General features: G+C 67.0%; 9 protein-coding genes and 1 tRNA gene. 6 read left to right on the forward strand and 4 right to left on the reverse strand.

The features are described 5' to 3' along the window. Window positions 1-474: 474 nt before the first annotated feature. Window positions 475-924 carry a rhodanese-like domain-containing protein gene (locus ACFVTM_RS09465; protein WP_390203176.1) on the reverse strand — a complete coding sequence of 150 codons (450 nt, stop codon included), beginning with the start codon at window positions 922-924 and terminating at the stop codon, window positions 475-477. Between the two features lie 193 nt (window positions 925-1,117). On the opposite strand from ACFVTM_RS09465, the gene fdh reads away from it, so the two are divergent. The 3 genes from fdh to nrfD all read left to right on the forward strand — a co-directional run bounded on the left by fdh (window position 1,118) and on the right by nrfD (window position 6,647). Next, window positions 1,118-4,453: a formate dehydrogenase gene (fdh, locus tag ACFVTM_RS09470; protein ID WP_390203177.1), complete on the forward strand. Its 3,336-nt coding sequence runs from the start codon at window positions 1,118-1,120 to the stop codon at window positions 4,451-4,453. A gap of 98 nt (window positions 4,454-4,551) precedes the next feature. After that, window positions 4,552-5,562: a 4Fe-4S dicluster domain-containing protein gene (locus tag ACFVTM_RS09475; protein WP_390203178.1), complete on the forward strand. Its 1,011-nt coding sequence runs from the start codon at window positions 4,552-4,554 to the stop codon at window positions 5,560-5,562. Beyond that, a complete protein-coding gene (nrfD, locus tag ACFVTM_RS09480; protein ID WP_390203179.1) occupies window positions 5,559-6,647 on the forward strand; it encodes an NrfD/PsrC family molybdoenzyme membrane anchor subunit in 1,089 nt (362 codons plus the stop codon). The genes ACFVTM_RS09475 and nrfD overlap by 4 nt, the downstream gene beginning before the upstream one ends. A 15-nt stretch (window positions 6,648-6,662) precedes the next feature. Here nrfD and selD read toward each other — a convergent pair whose 3' ends face one another. Further along, window positions 6,663-7,634: a selenide, water dikinase SelD gene (selD, locus tag ACFVTM_RS09485; protein ID WP_390203229.1), complete on the reverse strand. Its 972-nt coding sequence runs from the start codon at window positions 7,632-7,634 to the stop codon at window positions 6,663-6,665. Between the two features lie 97 nt (window positions 7,635-7,731). Here selD and ACFVTM_RS09490 point away from each other — a divergent pair. The 3 genes from ACFVTM_RS09490 (at window position 7,732) to selB (ending at window position 10,994) form a co-directional block, all read left to right on the forward strand. Beyond that, window positions 7,732-7,826: transfer RNA gene (locus tag ACFVTM_RS09490), tRNA-Sec, on the forward strand. 36 nt (window positions 7,827-7,862) lie between these two features. Further along, a complete protein-coding gene (gene selA, locus ACFVTM_RS09495; RefSeq protein WP_390203181.1) occupies window positions 7,863-9,194 on the forward strand; it encodes an L-seryl-tRNA(Sec) selenium transferase in 1,332 nt (443 codons plus the stop codon). A gap of 3 nt (window positions 9,195-9,197) precedes the next feature. Beyond that, a complete protein-coding gene (gene selB / locus ACFVTM_RS09500) occupies window positions 9,198-10,994 on the forward strand; it encodes a selenocysteine-specific translation elongation factor (RefSeq protein ID WP_390203182.1) in 1,797 nt (598 codons plus the stop codon). Between the two features lie 812 nt (window positions 10,995-11,806). On the opposite strand, the gene ACFVTM_RS09505 is transcribed toward selB, so the two are convergent. Together ACFVTM_RS09505 and ACFVTM_RS09510 are read right to left on the reverse strand one after the other, a co-directional pair. Next, the gene (locus ACFVTM_RS09505) at window positions 11,807-12,814 is read right to left on the reverse strand and encodes a CHAD domain-containing protein (protein WP_390203183.1); all 1,008 of its coding nucleotides are present in this window, start codon (window positions 12,812-12,814) and stop codon (window positions 11,807-11,809) included. Next, window positions 12,814-14,709 (reverse strand): ABC transporter ATP-binding protein, encoded by a 1,896-nt coding sequence (locus ACFVTM_RS09510; protein ID WP_390203184.1) that lies wholly within the window; start codon window positions 14,707-14,709, stop codon window positions 12,814-12,816. The genes ACFVTM_RS09505 and ACFVTM_RS09510 overlap by 1 nt, the downstream gene beginning before the upstream one ends. Window positions 14,710-14,770 lie beyond the last annotated feature (61 nt).

The following is a 14,770-nucleotide window of genomic DNA, read 5'->3' on the forward strand; positions in this document are numbered from 1 at the left end:
GAGGGCGGTCACGACGAGGACAAACGTTGCAAGAACTGAGGCGTTGACGACGAGCGGGAGTTCCATTTGGTGAGGTAAGAGCATGGTCTAGTTCCACCTCGCATTGTCGGCGCGAGTGATGAAGTCTGTGTCGTTCGGATTCCACAGGATGGCCGCGGCGCTTGTTGCCACCAAGGCGCAGATGCTGAGAACAAGTTGGACGACGGACAGTACCGATGGCTTTCCAGTTTGATTTATCGGACGTTGGTCCAAAGAACCCCCCGTTTTGTCTCGATGATGGCCGTTCCAGCCGGGCGTTCCGCCTCGATAGGGCCTGCAAGCGAGGTGGCGATTGAATCTTACGCACTCTTTGCGCAACCCAATCAGGCATAACTGACGGCGACTCATCGCGTGCCGTTGCCCTTGAAACCGCTGGATTCCGGGCCAGGTGGGCCCTGTTTCGGCCAGCTATTAGCGCCGAAACATAAAAGGTATTTAGTCGGACTGCCTGCGCAGCGCTGCCCAGGCTTGGAAACCGCCGATAAGGTCCGTCGCACGGGTCAGCCCAAGCCGTTGCAAGGTGTGTGCAGCGAGGCTGGAGCTGTACCCCTCATTGCAGACGACCACGATCCGGCGAGCGGGGTCGTCAGCGATCGGGAGCCGGTGGGGGCTGGAAGGATCGAGCCGCCACTCGAGAACGTTTCGGTCAATGACGACCGCTCCCGGAAGATCACCGTCGCGATCTCGCTGATCGACCGGCCGCGTGTCAACAACGAGGGCGCCCGCTGCCATCTCCCGCTCAAGATCCGAGGGGTGAACACGCTCGAGCCCCATGCGGCTCTCAAGTAGCAACTGGTTGATCGTAAGGGCCCCGGGGGGATCGCTCGGATCGGAACCGCATTGGCAGGTCGCGCCACCGTCGTCGGGAATATCACTCTGCTTCACCGTGTTCCTCGCTTTGCCTGCTGGTCGGTCGTTCCACCACTAAGCGAAACGATGAGCTATTTCGTCGTCAATTCCAACGGTATGGAGGAAGTCAGGTCAACACGCGCCAGCTGTGCAACACGTGCATTGTGGGGGGAGGACACGCGCAACTTCGTCCTGTTGCTCCCGACGTGGTCTGGGATATGCTCCTGAAATGGCACCGCGAAGTTTTCTTCAATGGCCGGTCGTCCGGCAGTTGAGCACCGGCGACCTGCTGGGCCGCGGGCCGTCGGTGACCTCGCCCCGGACTCAGGCAATCGCCCCACGGACAGCCACTGCGGACCGCGTCGTGCAGAGTGTGTGCCCTTATTGTGCTGTTGGATGTGGACAGCGGGTCTACGTCAAGGACGAGAAGGTTGTCCAGATCGAGGGCGATCCTGATTCACCGATCTCCCGCGGCCGGCTATGTCCCAAGGGCTCTGCCAGTGAGCAGTTGGTCAACTCGCCGGGCCGGCAGACACGTGTGCTTTACCGTGCGCCGCGTTCCACCGAGTGGGAACATTTGGATTTGGCAACAGCGGTCGAGATGGTGGCGGACCGGTTTATCGAGACGCGCCGCAGGACGTGGCAGCAGGAAGACGACCAGGGCCGGCTGCTGCGCCGCACTATGGGTATCGCCTCGCTGGGCGGGGCAACCCTGGACAACGAAGAAAACTACCTGATCAAGAAGCTCTTCACGGCTGCAGGGGCGGTGCAGACCGAGAACCAGGCCCGCATATGACACTCCGCCACGGTTCCCAGTTTGGGGGCCTCGTTTGGACGCGGTGGTGCCACGCAATCGCTGCAGGACATGGCCAACGCCGACTGCATCATCATCCAGGGCTCCAACATGGCCGAGTGCCATCCTGTGGGATACCAGTGGGTAGCGGAGGCGAAGGCGCGCGGAGCGAAGGTCATCCACATCGACCCCCGGTTCACACGGACCTCCGCGGTGGCGGATAAGCACATTCCGATCCGGGCCGGCTCTGACGTCGTGCTCTTGGGCGCCCTGATCAACTACGTCATCAGCAACGGCCTCTGGTTCAAGGAGTACGTCAGCGCGTACACCAACGCCGCCGCCCTGATCCATGAGGACTACCGCGACGCTGAGGACCTGGGCGGGCTGTTCTCCGGTTTCGATCCGGAGAAGGGGGCGTATGACACTTCATCGTGGGGATACGCGGAACGGGGTGAGGGCACGATTGATGAGCCGGGGCCTCGCTCTGAACACGGTGCCGAGGCGTCCGCCCGTGCTGCTGGCGACGCCTTCGGAAGTGGCGGCCCGGCTCTGGAGCATGCACAAGTGCAGCGTGACGCCACACTGCAGGACCCGCGGACCGTCTTTCAGATCGTAAAGCGCCACTACGCCCGTTACACCCCGGAGATGGTCAGGGACATGTGCGGCATCGGCGTGGCGGATTTTGAGTATCTTGCCCGTACCATCACGGAAAACTCGGGACGCGACCGGACCACCTGCTTTGCCTACGCCGTTGGCTGGACCCAGCACTCCCTGGGAGCGCAGTTCATCCGGGCCGCGGCCATCCTGCAGCTGCTGCTTGGAAACGTGGGACGCCCGGGCGGCGGCATCATGGCCCTGCGCGGCCATGCCAGCATCCAGGGTTCAACGGACATTCCCACCTTGTTCAACCTGCTGCCGGGATACCTTCCCATGCCCAGTGCCGGCCGGCATGACAGCCTCAGCGAGTATCTGGCAGCGATCGGGTCGAAACAGCAAAAGGGCTTCTGGGCCGACGCCGACGCCTACACCATCAGCCTACTCAAGGCCTGGTGGGGTGAGGCCGCGAACGCGGACAACGACTGGGCCTACGACTACCTTCCGAGGCTGACCGGAGCACACGGTACCTATGAGACCGCCATTTCCATGCTCGAGGACGAGGTGGAAGGCTATTTCGTGGTCGGACAGAATCCTGCGGTGGGATCGGCCCACGGCAGGATGCAACGCATGGCCATGTCGCATTTGAAGTGGCTTGTGGTGCGTGACCTGAACCTCATCGAGTCGGCAACCTGGTGGAAGGACAGCCCGGAAATCGAATCCGGGGAACTGCGCACCGAGGACATCGAGACCGAGGTGTTCTTCCTGCCGGCAGCAACCCATGTGGAGAAAGCGGGCTCGTTCACGCAGACCCAGCGGCTGCTGCAGTGGCGTCACCAGGCAGTGGCGCCGCCAGGGGAGTGCCAAAGCGAACTGCAGTTCTTCTTCGAGTTGGGCCAACGGATCCGGGAGAAGTTGGCCGGTTCCGAGGACGAACGCGACCGTCCGCTGCTCGATCTGACCTGGGACTATCCCACGGATGAACACGGCGAGCCGGATGGCGAGGCCGTGCTTGCGGAGATTAACGGCCGTCATCTGGATGGTCCCGACGCCGGCAAGCCTCTCTCCGCCTACACCCAACTCCGCGCTGACGGTACAACGGCGGCCGGCTGTTGGATCTACACCGGGGTGTACGCTGACGGCTTCAACCACGCCGCCAACCGTAAGCCGGGCCAGGAACAGGGGCCGGCGGCACCGGAATGGGGCTGGGCATGGCCGGCCAACCGTCGGATCCTCTACAACCGGGCGTCCGCAGACCCCGCCGGTAAACCGTGGAGCGAGCGGAAGAAATACATTTGGTGGGATCAGGAACAGGGCAAGTGGGTCGGAGACGACGTGCCCGACTTCCCGGTTGACCGGGCACCGGGCAGTCATCCGGATCCCTCTGTCGGTGGACCGGCGGCACTCGGCGGCGATGATCCCTTCATTATGCAGGCCGACGGCAAGGGCTGGTTGTTCGCGCCGAAGGGCCTTGTGGACGGACCCCTTCCCACCCACTACGAGGCTCAGGAGTCACCGGTGGCCAACGCGCTTTACCCGCAGCAGCAGAGCCCGGCACGGCTGGTGTTCCCCCGCGCGGATAACCTCAGTGCGCCAAGCGCCGGGACCAGTGGCGCAGACGTGTACCCGTACGTCTTCACCACGTACCGGCTCACCGAGCACCACACGGCCGGCGGGATGAGCCGGTGGCTCCCGTACCTGTCGGAGTTGCAGCCGGAGATGTTCTGTGAGGTTTCGCCCGAACTGGCTGCCGAGCGCGGGCTTGAGCCCTACGGGTGGGCCACCATTATTTCGGCCCGCTCCGCCATCGAGGCGAAGGTGCTCGTCACTGACCGGATGAGGCCCCTGGCCGTCGGCGGTCATACCGTGCACCAAATCGGGCTGCCCTACCACTGGGGCGTCGGCAACAATGCCGTCGTCAGTGGTGACGCGGCCAACGATCTGCTCGGTGTCACGCTGGATCCCAACGTCCAGATCCAGGAATCCAAGGTCGCGTCCTGCGACATCCGTCCGGGACGCCGGCCGCGCGGACAGGAACTGCTTGCCTTGGTTGCTGAGTACCAGGCGCGGGCCGGAGTGACCATCGAGACCGGTAACCGCGCCGTCACCGATCCCGCGGCGGAAGGCATCGAACCCGGCCCGGCTGAGGATGGCCGCACCGACGGTGGGCCGCGCTGATGAACGCGATCGCTACTGCCTTAGCCGAAGCACACACGCCCGGACAGCCGCTGCCTGCTGGCAGCGCTCCGGGTACCGACCCGACGTTGGAGGACTAGATGGGCCAGCTGTCCGGACCGACCGATCCCACCGCCGATGCCCACTGGGAGCACAGCCATCCGCGGAAGGGCTTCTTCACCGACACTTCGATCTGCATCGGCTGCAAGGCCTGTGAAGTTGCCTGCAAGGAGTGGAACCACAATCCGCAGGACGGAAACCTGGAACTGCTTGGGTCCTCCTATGACAACACCGGCTCGCTGGGAGCCAGTACCTGGCGGCATGTGGCATTCATCGAACAGGGCCAGGAACGCATTATCGAGGCGCGGGAGTCAGGGCGTGCCCTGGTCAGTCTGGGCATGCCGCACATAGGTCCTCCGGCCCAGGCAGCGGCTGCTGTAACGGACCTGGCGGAGGCGGATACCACACCGCCGGATACGGCAGACTTCCGATGGCTGATGTCCTCTGATGTCTGCAAGCACTGCACGCACGCCGGATGCCTCGACGTCTGCCCCACCGGAGCGCTTTTCCGCACCGAATTCGGCACCGTGGTGGTGCAGGACGACGTATGCAACGGCTGCGGAACCTGCGTGGCCGGGTGCCCCTTCGGCGTCATCGAGCGCCGCAGCGACGGCACGGTCAAGGTCGCCGCCAGCAGGGACGAACAGCATGCCAAGCATCCCGCTGTCCCCAACGTGGGCATCGCCCAGAAGTGCACGCTGTGCTACGACCGGCTGGTCGCCGATGAGACGCCGGCGTGCGCCAAGGCATGCCCGACGACGTCCATCAAGTTCGGCGACCACGACGACATGGTGGAGACGGCCCGGGAACGGGTCGCCACGCTGCATGCGCAAGGACTGACCGAAGCAAGGCTCTATGGTGCGAACGAGCTCGACGGCGTGGGCGGAACCGGGGCGATCTTCCTCCTGCTCGACGAGCCCGAGGTGTACGGGCTCCCGCCGGACCCGCGGGTGCCGACAGCCGATCTGCCGCGGATGTACCGGCGCGCCGGCATGGCGGTCGCGGGCATGGTAGCGGCGGCTGCGGTGGCTTTCCTGGGACGGCGCGCATGACCCACTCAGACTTCGACAGCTTCCGGCCACCCGAGCCTGCGCGCCGCCGCCGCGCCGCCGGCAAGCGCGGCCCTGGCCGGCGTAACAACGGTGACGGCTCCCGGGAGATGTCCATGGTTCCGGAGCCGGAATTCACCTCGTACTACGGCCGTCCCGTGGTCAAGCCGGCGCCGTGGGGCGACGATGTCGCTCTTTACCTGTTCCTTGGCGGCGTCGCCGGGGGGTCCGCACTGCTTGGCCTAGGCGGGCAGCTGACCGGGCGCCCGACGCTGCGCCGGAATGCCCGGCTGAGCGCCCTGACAGCAGTGAGCCTGGGCGCTGTGGCGTTGGTGAAGGACCTGGGCAGGCCCGAGCGCTTTCTGAATATGCTGCGGACCTTCAAGGTCACCTCGCCGATGAGTGTGGGCTCGTGGACTCTCAGCGCCTTCAGCGCCGGCACAGCCGTCTCGGCGATGGCGGAAATCGATCGGATGAGCGGCGCGCGGCTTCCGCTGGGTCCGGTGCGGAAAGTGCTGCAGGCTGTCGAGGGGCCGGCCGGCTTTGAGGCGGCGTTGTTCGCCGGACCGCTGGCGGCATACACGGCGGTCCTGCTCGGTGCCACCGCCACACCGACGTGGAACGCTGCGCATGAGGAACTGCCTTTCGTTTTCGTGAGTTCGGCGGCCCTCGCCTCTTCCGGCCTCGCCATGATCACGACCCCGGTGCACGAGGCAGGCCCCGCCCGGAAACTCGCCGCCTTTGGCGTCCTCGGCGACCTGGTGGCGACGCGGGTGATGGAGCACCGGATGGACCCGGTCGCAGCTGAACCCCTGCATCAGGGCAAGGCGGGGGCCATGCTGAAATGGAGCGAGCGGCTGGCGGTCGCGGGCGGGCTGGGGTCACTGCTGGCCGGCCGCAACCGGGCGGTAGCCGCGGCGTCGGGGGTGGCGTTGCTGGCTGCCTCGGCCCTCACCCGGTTCGGGGTGTTCGAGGCCGGCCTAGCCTCGGCCCGGGATCCGCGCTTCACAATCGAACCGCAGAAGAACCGGCTCGCCGACCGCCGCGCGGCGGGCGTCACCGGCGATTCGATCACCACTGCCGGCTGACGCGCCGGCCGTGGACTAGCGGATCTCGATGCCCCGACCCGCGGTGGTGTACCCGATCACGGGATACCCGGGCAGTTCGCCGACCACGAGCAGGCCGCCGGAGGTCTGCGCGTCGGCGAGAAGGAGCAGGTCGTCTTCGGTGACACCGGGAGCGGCGCCCACGTGCGGCCGCACCCAGTCGAGGTTGCGCCGGGTCCCGCCGGAAACGAAGCCATCACGCAACGCCTCCCGCGCCCCGTCGATCAGCGGTACCGCGTTCAGCTCGATCACTGCACCCACTTCCGAGGCGCGGACCATCTTGTAAAGATGTCCAAGGAGGCCAAAACCCGTCACGTCGGTCGCCGCCCTGACCCCGGCGGCCACCGCGGCCTCGGCCGCGTTGCGGTTGAGGCCCGCCATCGTCGCTACCGCTTCAGCGAACACCTCACCGGTCTGCTTGTGCCGGTTATTGAGGAGTCCGACGCCGATCGGCTTGGTGAGCGTGATCGGCAGCCCCGGCTGGGCGGCGTCGTTTCGCAGCAAACGGTCGGGATGGGCGACGCCGGTTACCGCCATGCCGTACTTCGGCTCCGGATCGTCAATGGAGTGCCCGCCAAGCACCGGGCAGCCAGCCTCTGACGCCACGCTCAGGCCGCCGCGGAGGACTTCGGTCATCAACTCCAACGGCAGGACACCGCGGGGCCAACCGACAAGGTTGATAGCCGTGACCGGCCGGCCGCCCATAGCGTAGATGTCCGAGAGCGCATTGGCGGCAGCGATCCGGCCCCAGTCAAAGGCGTCGTTGACGACGGGCGTGAAGAAGTCGGCGGTTGTGAGTACCGCCAGGTCGTCGCGCACGAGGACCGCTGCCGCGTCATCACCATGGTCGAGACCCACCAGCACCTCGGCGCCGGGTTGGCCGATGAGGCCACGGACCGCATCTTCGAGCTCGCCGGGCGGAATTTTGCAGGCACAGCCCCCGCCGTGGGCGTAATCGGTGAGCCGGATTGCGCTGACGGCACCATCATCGAGTTGCTGAACTGACGTCTGAGCCTCATTCACCCGCCTAGCGTACCCCTCCAGGGCAATCTGCTAAATTGAACGCGGTGGCGTCCGGGTCCTGGTGGGCCCCCCGGTCTTCAAAACCGGTGAGGCTGAGCATCTCGGCCTGGCGGGTTCGATTCCCGTCCGCCACCGCCAACCACCGGCAGCACTGCCGCGGAATGAGGAGGGGTTGTGGACCAGGTCGATCCGCGCCGCCTGATTCCACGCACGAATGACCTGCTGGCACTTCCGGCCGTCCGGGAGGCCAGGAAACGGCTAAACGACCGCGTCATCCGCGAACTCGTCCGGCACATCCAGGAGCAGGCCCGGCGCGGTGAGTTGCCTCCCGGACAGGTGGAGCCCGCTCTGCTGGGCGCCATTACTGCACGTAAAGCGACCACCCTGCGCCCGGTGCTGAACGCAACCGGCGTGATCGTCCACACCAACCTCGGGCGGGCCCCCCTTTCTGCAGGCGCGGTGGAAGCTGTTGTCGCGGCCAGTGGCTACGTCGACGTGGAGCTGGACCTGGCAGACGGCAGCCGCTCCCGCCGGGGTGCCGGCGCCCGTGCCGCGTTGCTCGCCGCCTGCCCCGCCGCCGAGGATGCCCTGGTGGTCAACAACGGGGCTGCGGCACTGGTATTGGCCACTACGGCCCTGGCCGCCGGCCGGGACGTGGTGGTGAGCCGCGGCGAACTGGTTGAGATCGGCGCGGGCTTCAGGCTGACCGACTTGATGGAGTCGACGGGCGCGACGCTTCGCGAGGTCGGCACTACCAACCGGACGCACCTGCAGGACTATGCCGGCGCCCTGGGGCCGGACACGGGCTGCATACTCAAGGTCCATCCGAGCAACTTCCGGGTTGACGGATTTACGTCCGCTGTTCCGCTGCATGAACTCAGCCAGCTGACGCGGGCCAATGGCGTAGCTCTCGTGGCCGACCTGGGCAGTGGTTTGCTGGTACCGGACCCCTTCCTGCCGGATGAACCGGACGCCGCGTCCGCTTTGGTGAGCGGGGCCGACGTCGTCATCGCCAGCGGTGACAAACTGCTGGGCGGCCCCCAAGCCGGCTTGCTGCTGGGCCGCAAAGAGATCATCACGCGGTTGGCCCGCCACCCGCTCGCCCGTGCAGTCCGGGCCGACAAACTCGCCCTCGCCGCCCTGGAGGCGACCGTGGCGGGCGGAGCGCCGCCGGTTGTCCAATCGCTGCACGCCGACATCGGGCAATTGCGGCGCCGCACTGACAGGCTCGCCCAAGCCCTCGGGGTACCCGTCGTGGCCCATGATGGCAGGGTCGGCGGCGGCGGTGCCCCCGGTGTTCCCCTGCCGGGATGGGCGCTCCTGCTTCCTGAAGGACTTGCAGGTTACTTGCGCGCCGGCGACCCGGCGGTACTGCCGCGCGTTCACGACGGTTCCTGCCTGGTCGACCTCCGTTGCGTGCCCGCAGCTGATGATGACCTGATACTGGCCGCCGTGCGGGAGGCTTTGGCCGCCCTGGAGGCTGCGGATGCAGGCAGGGCGGGCTGATCAGTGCACGTAGTTGCCACAGCCGGACATGTCGATTCCGGCAAAAGCACCTTGGTTCGCGCCCTTACGGGCATGGAGCCGGACCGTTGGGAGGAGGAACGGCGCCGCGGGCTGACCATTGACCTGGGTTATGCCTGGACAACGTTGCCGTCCGGCCAGGACGTGGCGTTCGTGGACGTGCCGGGCCACGAACGCTTCCTCGGCAACATGCTTGCTGGAATCGGTCCCGCTCCCGTTGTCTGTTTCGTCGTCGCCGCCGACGAGGGCTGGCAGGCTCAGTCAAGTGATCACCGGGATGCAGTCGCTGCGCTGGGCATCCAACATGGCGTCGTGGTCCTTAGCCGCACGGACAGGGCATCCGCCCAGCGGCGTGCGGATGTACTCGCCAGGACCCGGACAGAGCTGGCCGGGACCGGTCTGCAGGACGCGCCCGCAGTAGCTGTGTCTGCCATCGACGGGAGCGGCCTGGGTGACTTGCGCGCCGCGCTCGACGACGTCCTGGCCCACGTGCCTGCCCCCACCACCACCGGGAGGGTCCGGCTGTGGGTGGACCGCTCGTTCACAATTACCGGTTCCGGAACGGTGGTGACCGGAACGCTGGCAGCAGGAACACTGGCTCAGGGTGACCGGCTGGAGCTGCTCGGCCACGTCGGTTCCCGGCCCGTCGTGGTCCGTGGCCTGCAGAGCCGCGACACCTCACACGCCTCAGTGGAGCCGGTCAGCCGGGTGGCGTTGAACCTGCGGGACGTTTCCGCCACGGACATCCGCCGCGGAGATGCGCTGGTTACCGCCGGTGCGTGGCCCACCACCGACGTCGTCGGCATCCGGCGCACCACCGGCGTGGCCTATGCGGATGTGCCGGAGCGACTCATGGTGCATGTTGGCACTGCGGCTGTTCCGGCCCGGCTGCGTCCCTTCGGGGCCGATCACGCCCGGCTTGTCCTCGACAGGCACCTGCCCCTCGTTCTCGGAGACCGGCTGGTGCTGCGGGACCCGGGGAGCCGCTCTGTGCTCGGCGGCGCACGCATTCTCGACGCCGATCCTCCGGCCCTGCGCCGGCGCGGCGACGGCGCCCACTGGGCGGAGCGGCTTGCAGGCATGGACCCGGCCGGAGACGTGCTGGGAGAAGTAGCAGCCCGCGGAGCGGTGCAGGTGCAGCATCTTCGCCGGCTGGGGCTGCTGTCCGGGAACGACGCGGCCGCACCCGCGGGCGTACGGGTTTTCGGTGACTGGTGGGTGCACGCCCCAGTCCTCGAGGCATGGCAGCGTCGGCTGCGCGCTGCAGTCCAGGCACTGCAGGAGCGGGATCCTCTGGCCCCAGGCCTGTCCATGGGCGCGGCGCGGGACCTGCTCAAGTTGCCCGACGAGAGGCTGCTTTCCCACGTCATCGACGGTGCACGCCTGGAACGGGACGGCGGCCACGTCCGGCCGCCTGGCAGCCGTGACAACCTCGGCGCCGTCGAGCCCGCAATCGCCGAGTTGGAGCGCAGGCTGACCGCACATCCCTTCCATGCCCCGGAATCCGATGAGCTGGCCGCGCTTGGCCTAGGCAGCCGGGAGCTGGCCGCCGCCGAACGCACGGGGCGCTTGCTGCGGTTGCGTGACGGAGTGGTACTGCTGCCTACGGCGCCGGCCCTTGCAATGCGCACCCTCGCCCGCCTGGAGCAGCCCTTCACCATGAGCGACGCACGTCAGGCACTCGACACGACACGCCGGATCGCGGTTCCGCTGCTGGAACATCTTGATTCCCGCGGCTGGACCCAGCGCCTGGATACAGGCCATCGCAGGGTGGTGCGCTGAGTTACAGGTCAGTGACGCCGCAGCGGTCTAAATCAAGAAGATGTGCGTGGCATTGTCCGCACTCTTGGCTTCGAACCGGGGTTTACTGCCGTCGAACTGCTCCGTATTCCGCATGTTGTCGCGGCCACCTAGGGTTCGCAGGGGCGGGAATGCAGTTCGAGTCCCACCTCGGGCACGTGTTTCCCCTGCTCAGGGGCTTGTGAGCCTCTGAGTGTGTACAAATCTCTCTTTATGGGCCCCTGCGGGGCCCATTTTGTTGGTGGCCGTTGCGGTTTGGCGGCTCCTTCCCTTGGCTTGGACAGCGGTGTGGCTGCGTACTCCTTCATGGCCGCGAGCGCTTGGAACTGCATGACTTGCTGAGACTTGGGGGGCAGATCCTCAAGAGCAGTCCTGTCGGCAGCAGGAACTCTTGGGAAACTCTCGTCATGAGCTCGATGACGTTATAGAGCTTCGGTTGGCCCGGGCGAACCGGTCGGGTTTGGTGACGACCAGGCGCCGTCGGCGGACAGCGGCCGCCAGGCCCACGTTCAGTCCCGGCCCTTCCCGTTCCTGCCGGTAACGCCTTGGTCGACGGCCTACCGGATCGGCATCAGCGGCACCGTCTCGTTCGACGAGGACTTCTGAACCACGGAGAGTGCGCCCCGGTTCCCGCCGCGTCGCGGGATCAGGCCCGCGACGCGGCCGGGGCTGACTGGCCTTGGTGGTCGGTTGAGACCGGGCCGACGCACGCATGCGGCAGGCTCGTCGGCCGCCGGTAACGCTCGAGTTGGCAGCTCCGGTGCGTGTCAGTTCCGGCTCGCGTTCCGCGCTGCTCAGGTCCCCGGGTCGTACTGGAGGGAGTCGGCATTGGGCAGCCAGGCCGCCTCTTCGTAGAGGCTGTTTAGCCGGTGCGGGAGCTTCTCCAGAACACGGTCGGTGCGGACCTGCTCTAGAGCGTCCACCAGGTAGTACGTGCTGGTCGGATGACCTTTGGCCGACGCGGCGGACCCGAGCTCCTGCACCACTGGGCGGGTCACGACCGCGTCCTGGTAGTCGCCTAGCAGATCCTGGAGCTTCTTGGCCTGCCGGCCAAGCCGCCGTGCGGGTTTGCCAACTACGGGGGCGGCGACGTCGATCACGTAGCGGAGTTGCTTGTCGGCCTTGCGGGCGTCGTGCAGCGCCTCATCCAGCTCCGTCCCCGCCGGCAGCGCCTGGGCGGCCACGAGATGACGGTCGAGCGTGCGCAGCGCCTTGGCGATGCTCTTTGGCAGCTCCTCCGCCGCGGGCCGCACTGCGCGCTCGGTGAAGGGCGGGTCGGCCGGCGGCCAGTCCAGCACCTGACGAAGCGTGGCGTAGCGATCGCTGTCGAGCGTGGCATAGGTGGTGTGGCTACTACTGACGGCGAGCTGGTCCAGCTTGGTCCGGGCGTCGTCGACGACCGGGCCTACGATCAACTCCGATGGCAGAGCGTCGTGCTGTCGTTTCAGCTCGATTAGCGTCCTCTGGGTGTCGTTCTCCTCACCGAGCTGGCGGCCCAGCCAGGCCAGCTCGGCGCAGACGGGTCGAGTGACCTGCCGATCGAGGATGCGGGAGAAGCCGCGAAGTGTGGAACGTAGCTGGCGGATGGTGACCCGCATCTTGGTGACCCCCTTCGGGTCGCCGACGCGCACCTTGCGCTCGGCCTCCCGAAGCGCCTTGGTCTGGGCGAGGAGGGCCCGCAGCACCACCTCGCCGGCCGTGGGCGGGGACGGGTTCGCCGTCTGCTTCTTCGACGACTCGGTGCAGCTGGTGGACGGTTCTCGGGTGTTCGTCGCGGTGATGGTCGTTAGGGTGATGGTCATTAGAAGGCTCCGATGGTGGTGAGGCGGGTGCGGTCGGCGGAAGAGTCGGCCGGAACGATCTCGGGCAGCCCGGTGTCCAGGACGCCGCCCTGGCGCAGGTAGACGCTGCGGGTGGCCAGCGCAGTGACCGCGGGCCGATGCGTCGTCGCGACGATCGTGCGGCCTTCGACGAGCCGGCCCAGCGCCTGGACAACGAGTTCCTCGGCGTGAACGTCCAGGCCGGCGGTGGGTTCGTCGAGGAGCACGACGGGGGCGTCGACGAGCAGTGCGCGGGCGATGCCGACGCGTTGGCGCTGCCCGCCGGACAGCCCGGTCCCGCCGGTGCCGACGGTTGTGTCGAGCCCGTCGGGGAGGTCATCGGCGAACTCGCTGACCAGGGCCGCCTCAGCGGCGGCAGCCACCTCGGCGTCCGTGGCGTCGGGCCGGCCATAACGGATGTTGTCGACCAGCGTGCCGGAGAACAGGAAGGTGTCCTGCAGGACCATGGCCACCTGCTGGTGCAGCCAGTGCTCCGGAACGTCGGGGACCGAGTGCCCGTCTAGCAGCACCTGACCGGTGGTGGGACGGTAGAGGCCGCCGATCACGGACAGGAGGGTCGATTTGCCGGCTCCGTTGTCACCGACCAGGGCGATCCGCTCGCCAGGGGTGACAGTCAGGTCGACGTCGGTGAAGACCGGGCCGCGGCCGGTGCCGTAGTCCAACTTGACCTTGCGCAGCTCGATGCGGCCGTCAACGCGGGCCGGCAGCGGCTCGCCGGTGCCCTGGTGGTCGGTGGGCTGGTCGAGGATGTCGGCGATCCGTTGGGCGGAGGCGGCGCCCTGGGTAAAGCTAGGTGCCAGCTTGGCCAGGGACTTCGTCGGCGAGAGCATGGTCTTGAGGTAGCTGGTGATGACCACAAGCACCCCGACCTGCCACCAGCCGGTCAGTGCTCCGTAACCCCCGACGAACAGCACCAGCGCGGTGCCCACGGCAGCGACCAACTGCAGGGTGGGGGAGAACTTGGCGCTGACCTTGACCGAGCGAAGCGACAGCCTGAGCACCTTGTCGTTCTGCCCGGCGAACCGCTGGTCCTGCACCCACTGGTTGCCGAACGCGTGCACGGTTCGGACGCCCATCAGGGACTCGGTGACGAGCCCTGTCAGGTCGCCGGTGGCGGCGCGCTTGCGACGGGCGTACTGCCGGGTCAGGCCGGCGAAGTGGTTGGCGGTCAGGAACATCAACGGGGCGACGACGAGCCCGATCAGCCCGAGGCGCCAGTCCACCGCGACCATCACGGCGGCGGTACCGGCCAGCGTTAGCACGGACGGGACGAGGTCGGTGCCCACATCCCGCAGGGTCGATTCCACCGTTGACGTGTCGGAGACGACACGGCTGGTCAGCTCGCCGACGGTCTGCCGGTCGTGGAAGGCCATCGGCAGGCGCTGGGTGTAGGCGAACACATCCGCGCGGATGCGCGAGGTGATCCTCTGACCGGACCCGTTCATGTACATGTCTCCCAGGTAGGAGAACATCCCCGCGGTAGCGGTGATAACCAGAACGGCGCTCGCCGCGACCAGCAGCATCGCCATCGACGAACCGCCGAACCACCCGGCGACGGTGTGCAGGATCCCGCTCTTGCCCTGGCCGTTGCTTTGGCCCTTGCCCTGGAGCAGGTCGTTGATGACCAGCGCCAGCGGCCAGGGGGCGGCAAGATTGGCGGCCATTTGCCCGCCGTTCATGAGTACGCCCAAGACCAGCGACTTCCGCTCGGGCCGGCCGTAGTCCTTGAACCGCCACAGTTCGCGCAGAGTGCTGAGATCCCAGCGCGAACGCCGACCGGCACCGTGTCTTTGGGGTTTGACTGAGTCGATGTCAGCCGGGCCGGATGGCAGGTCGTTCGTGGAGTGCAGGGTCATGGGTTGCTCCTCTGTACAGACGGGGATGGGCTATGGCGGCGGTAATGCGCAGATGCATCTC

It is taken from the genome of Arthrobacter sp. NPDC058130 (assembly GCF_042884475.1).
Classification (GTDB): domain Bacteria; phylum Actinomycetota; class Actinomycetes; order Actinomycetales; family Micrococcaceae; genus Arthrobacter.

Coding starts and splice junctions, on each gene's coding strand:
- ACFVTM_RS09505 (WP_390203183.1), bottom strand. CDS start 12,814: ATGACCATCACCCTAACGACCATCACCGCGACGAACACCCGAGAACCG.
- ACFVTM_RS09510 (WP_390203184.1), bottom strand. CDS start 14,709: ATGACCCTGCACTCCACGAACGACCTGCCATCCGGCCCGGCTGACATC.
- nrfD (WP_390203179.1), top strand. CDS start 5,559: ATGACCCACTCAGACTTCGACAGCTTCCGGCCACCCGAGCCTGCGCGC.
- ACFVTM_RS09475 (WP_390203178.1), top strand. CDS start 4,552: ATGGGCCAGCTGTCCGGACCGACCGATCCCACCGCCGATGCCCACTGG.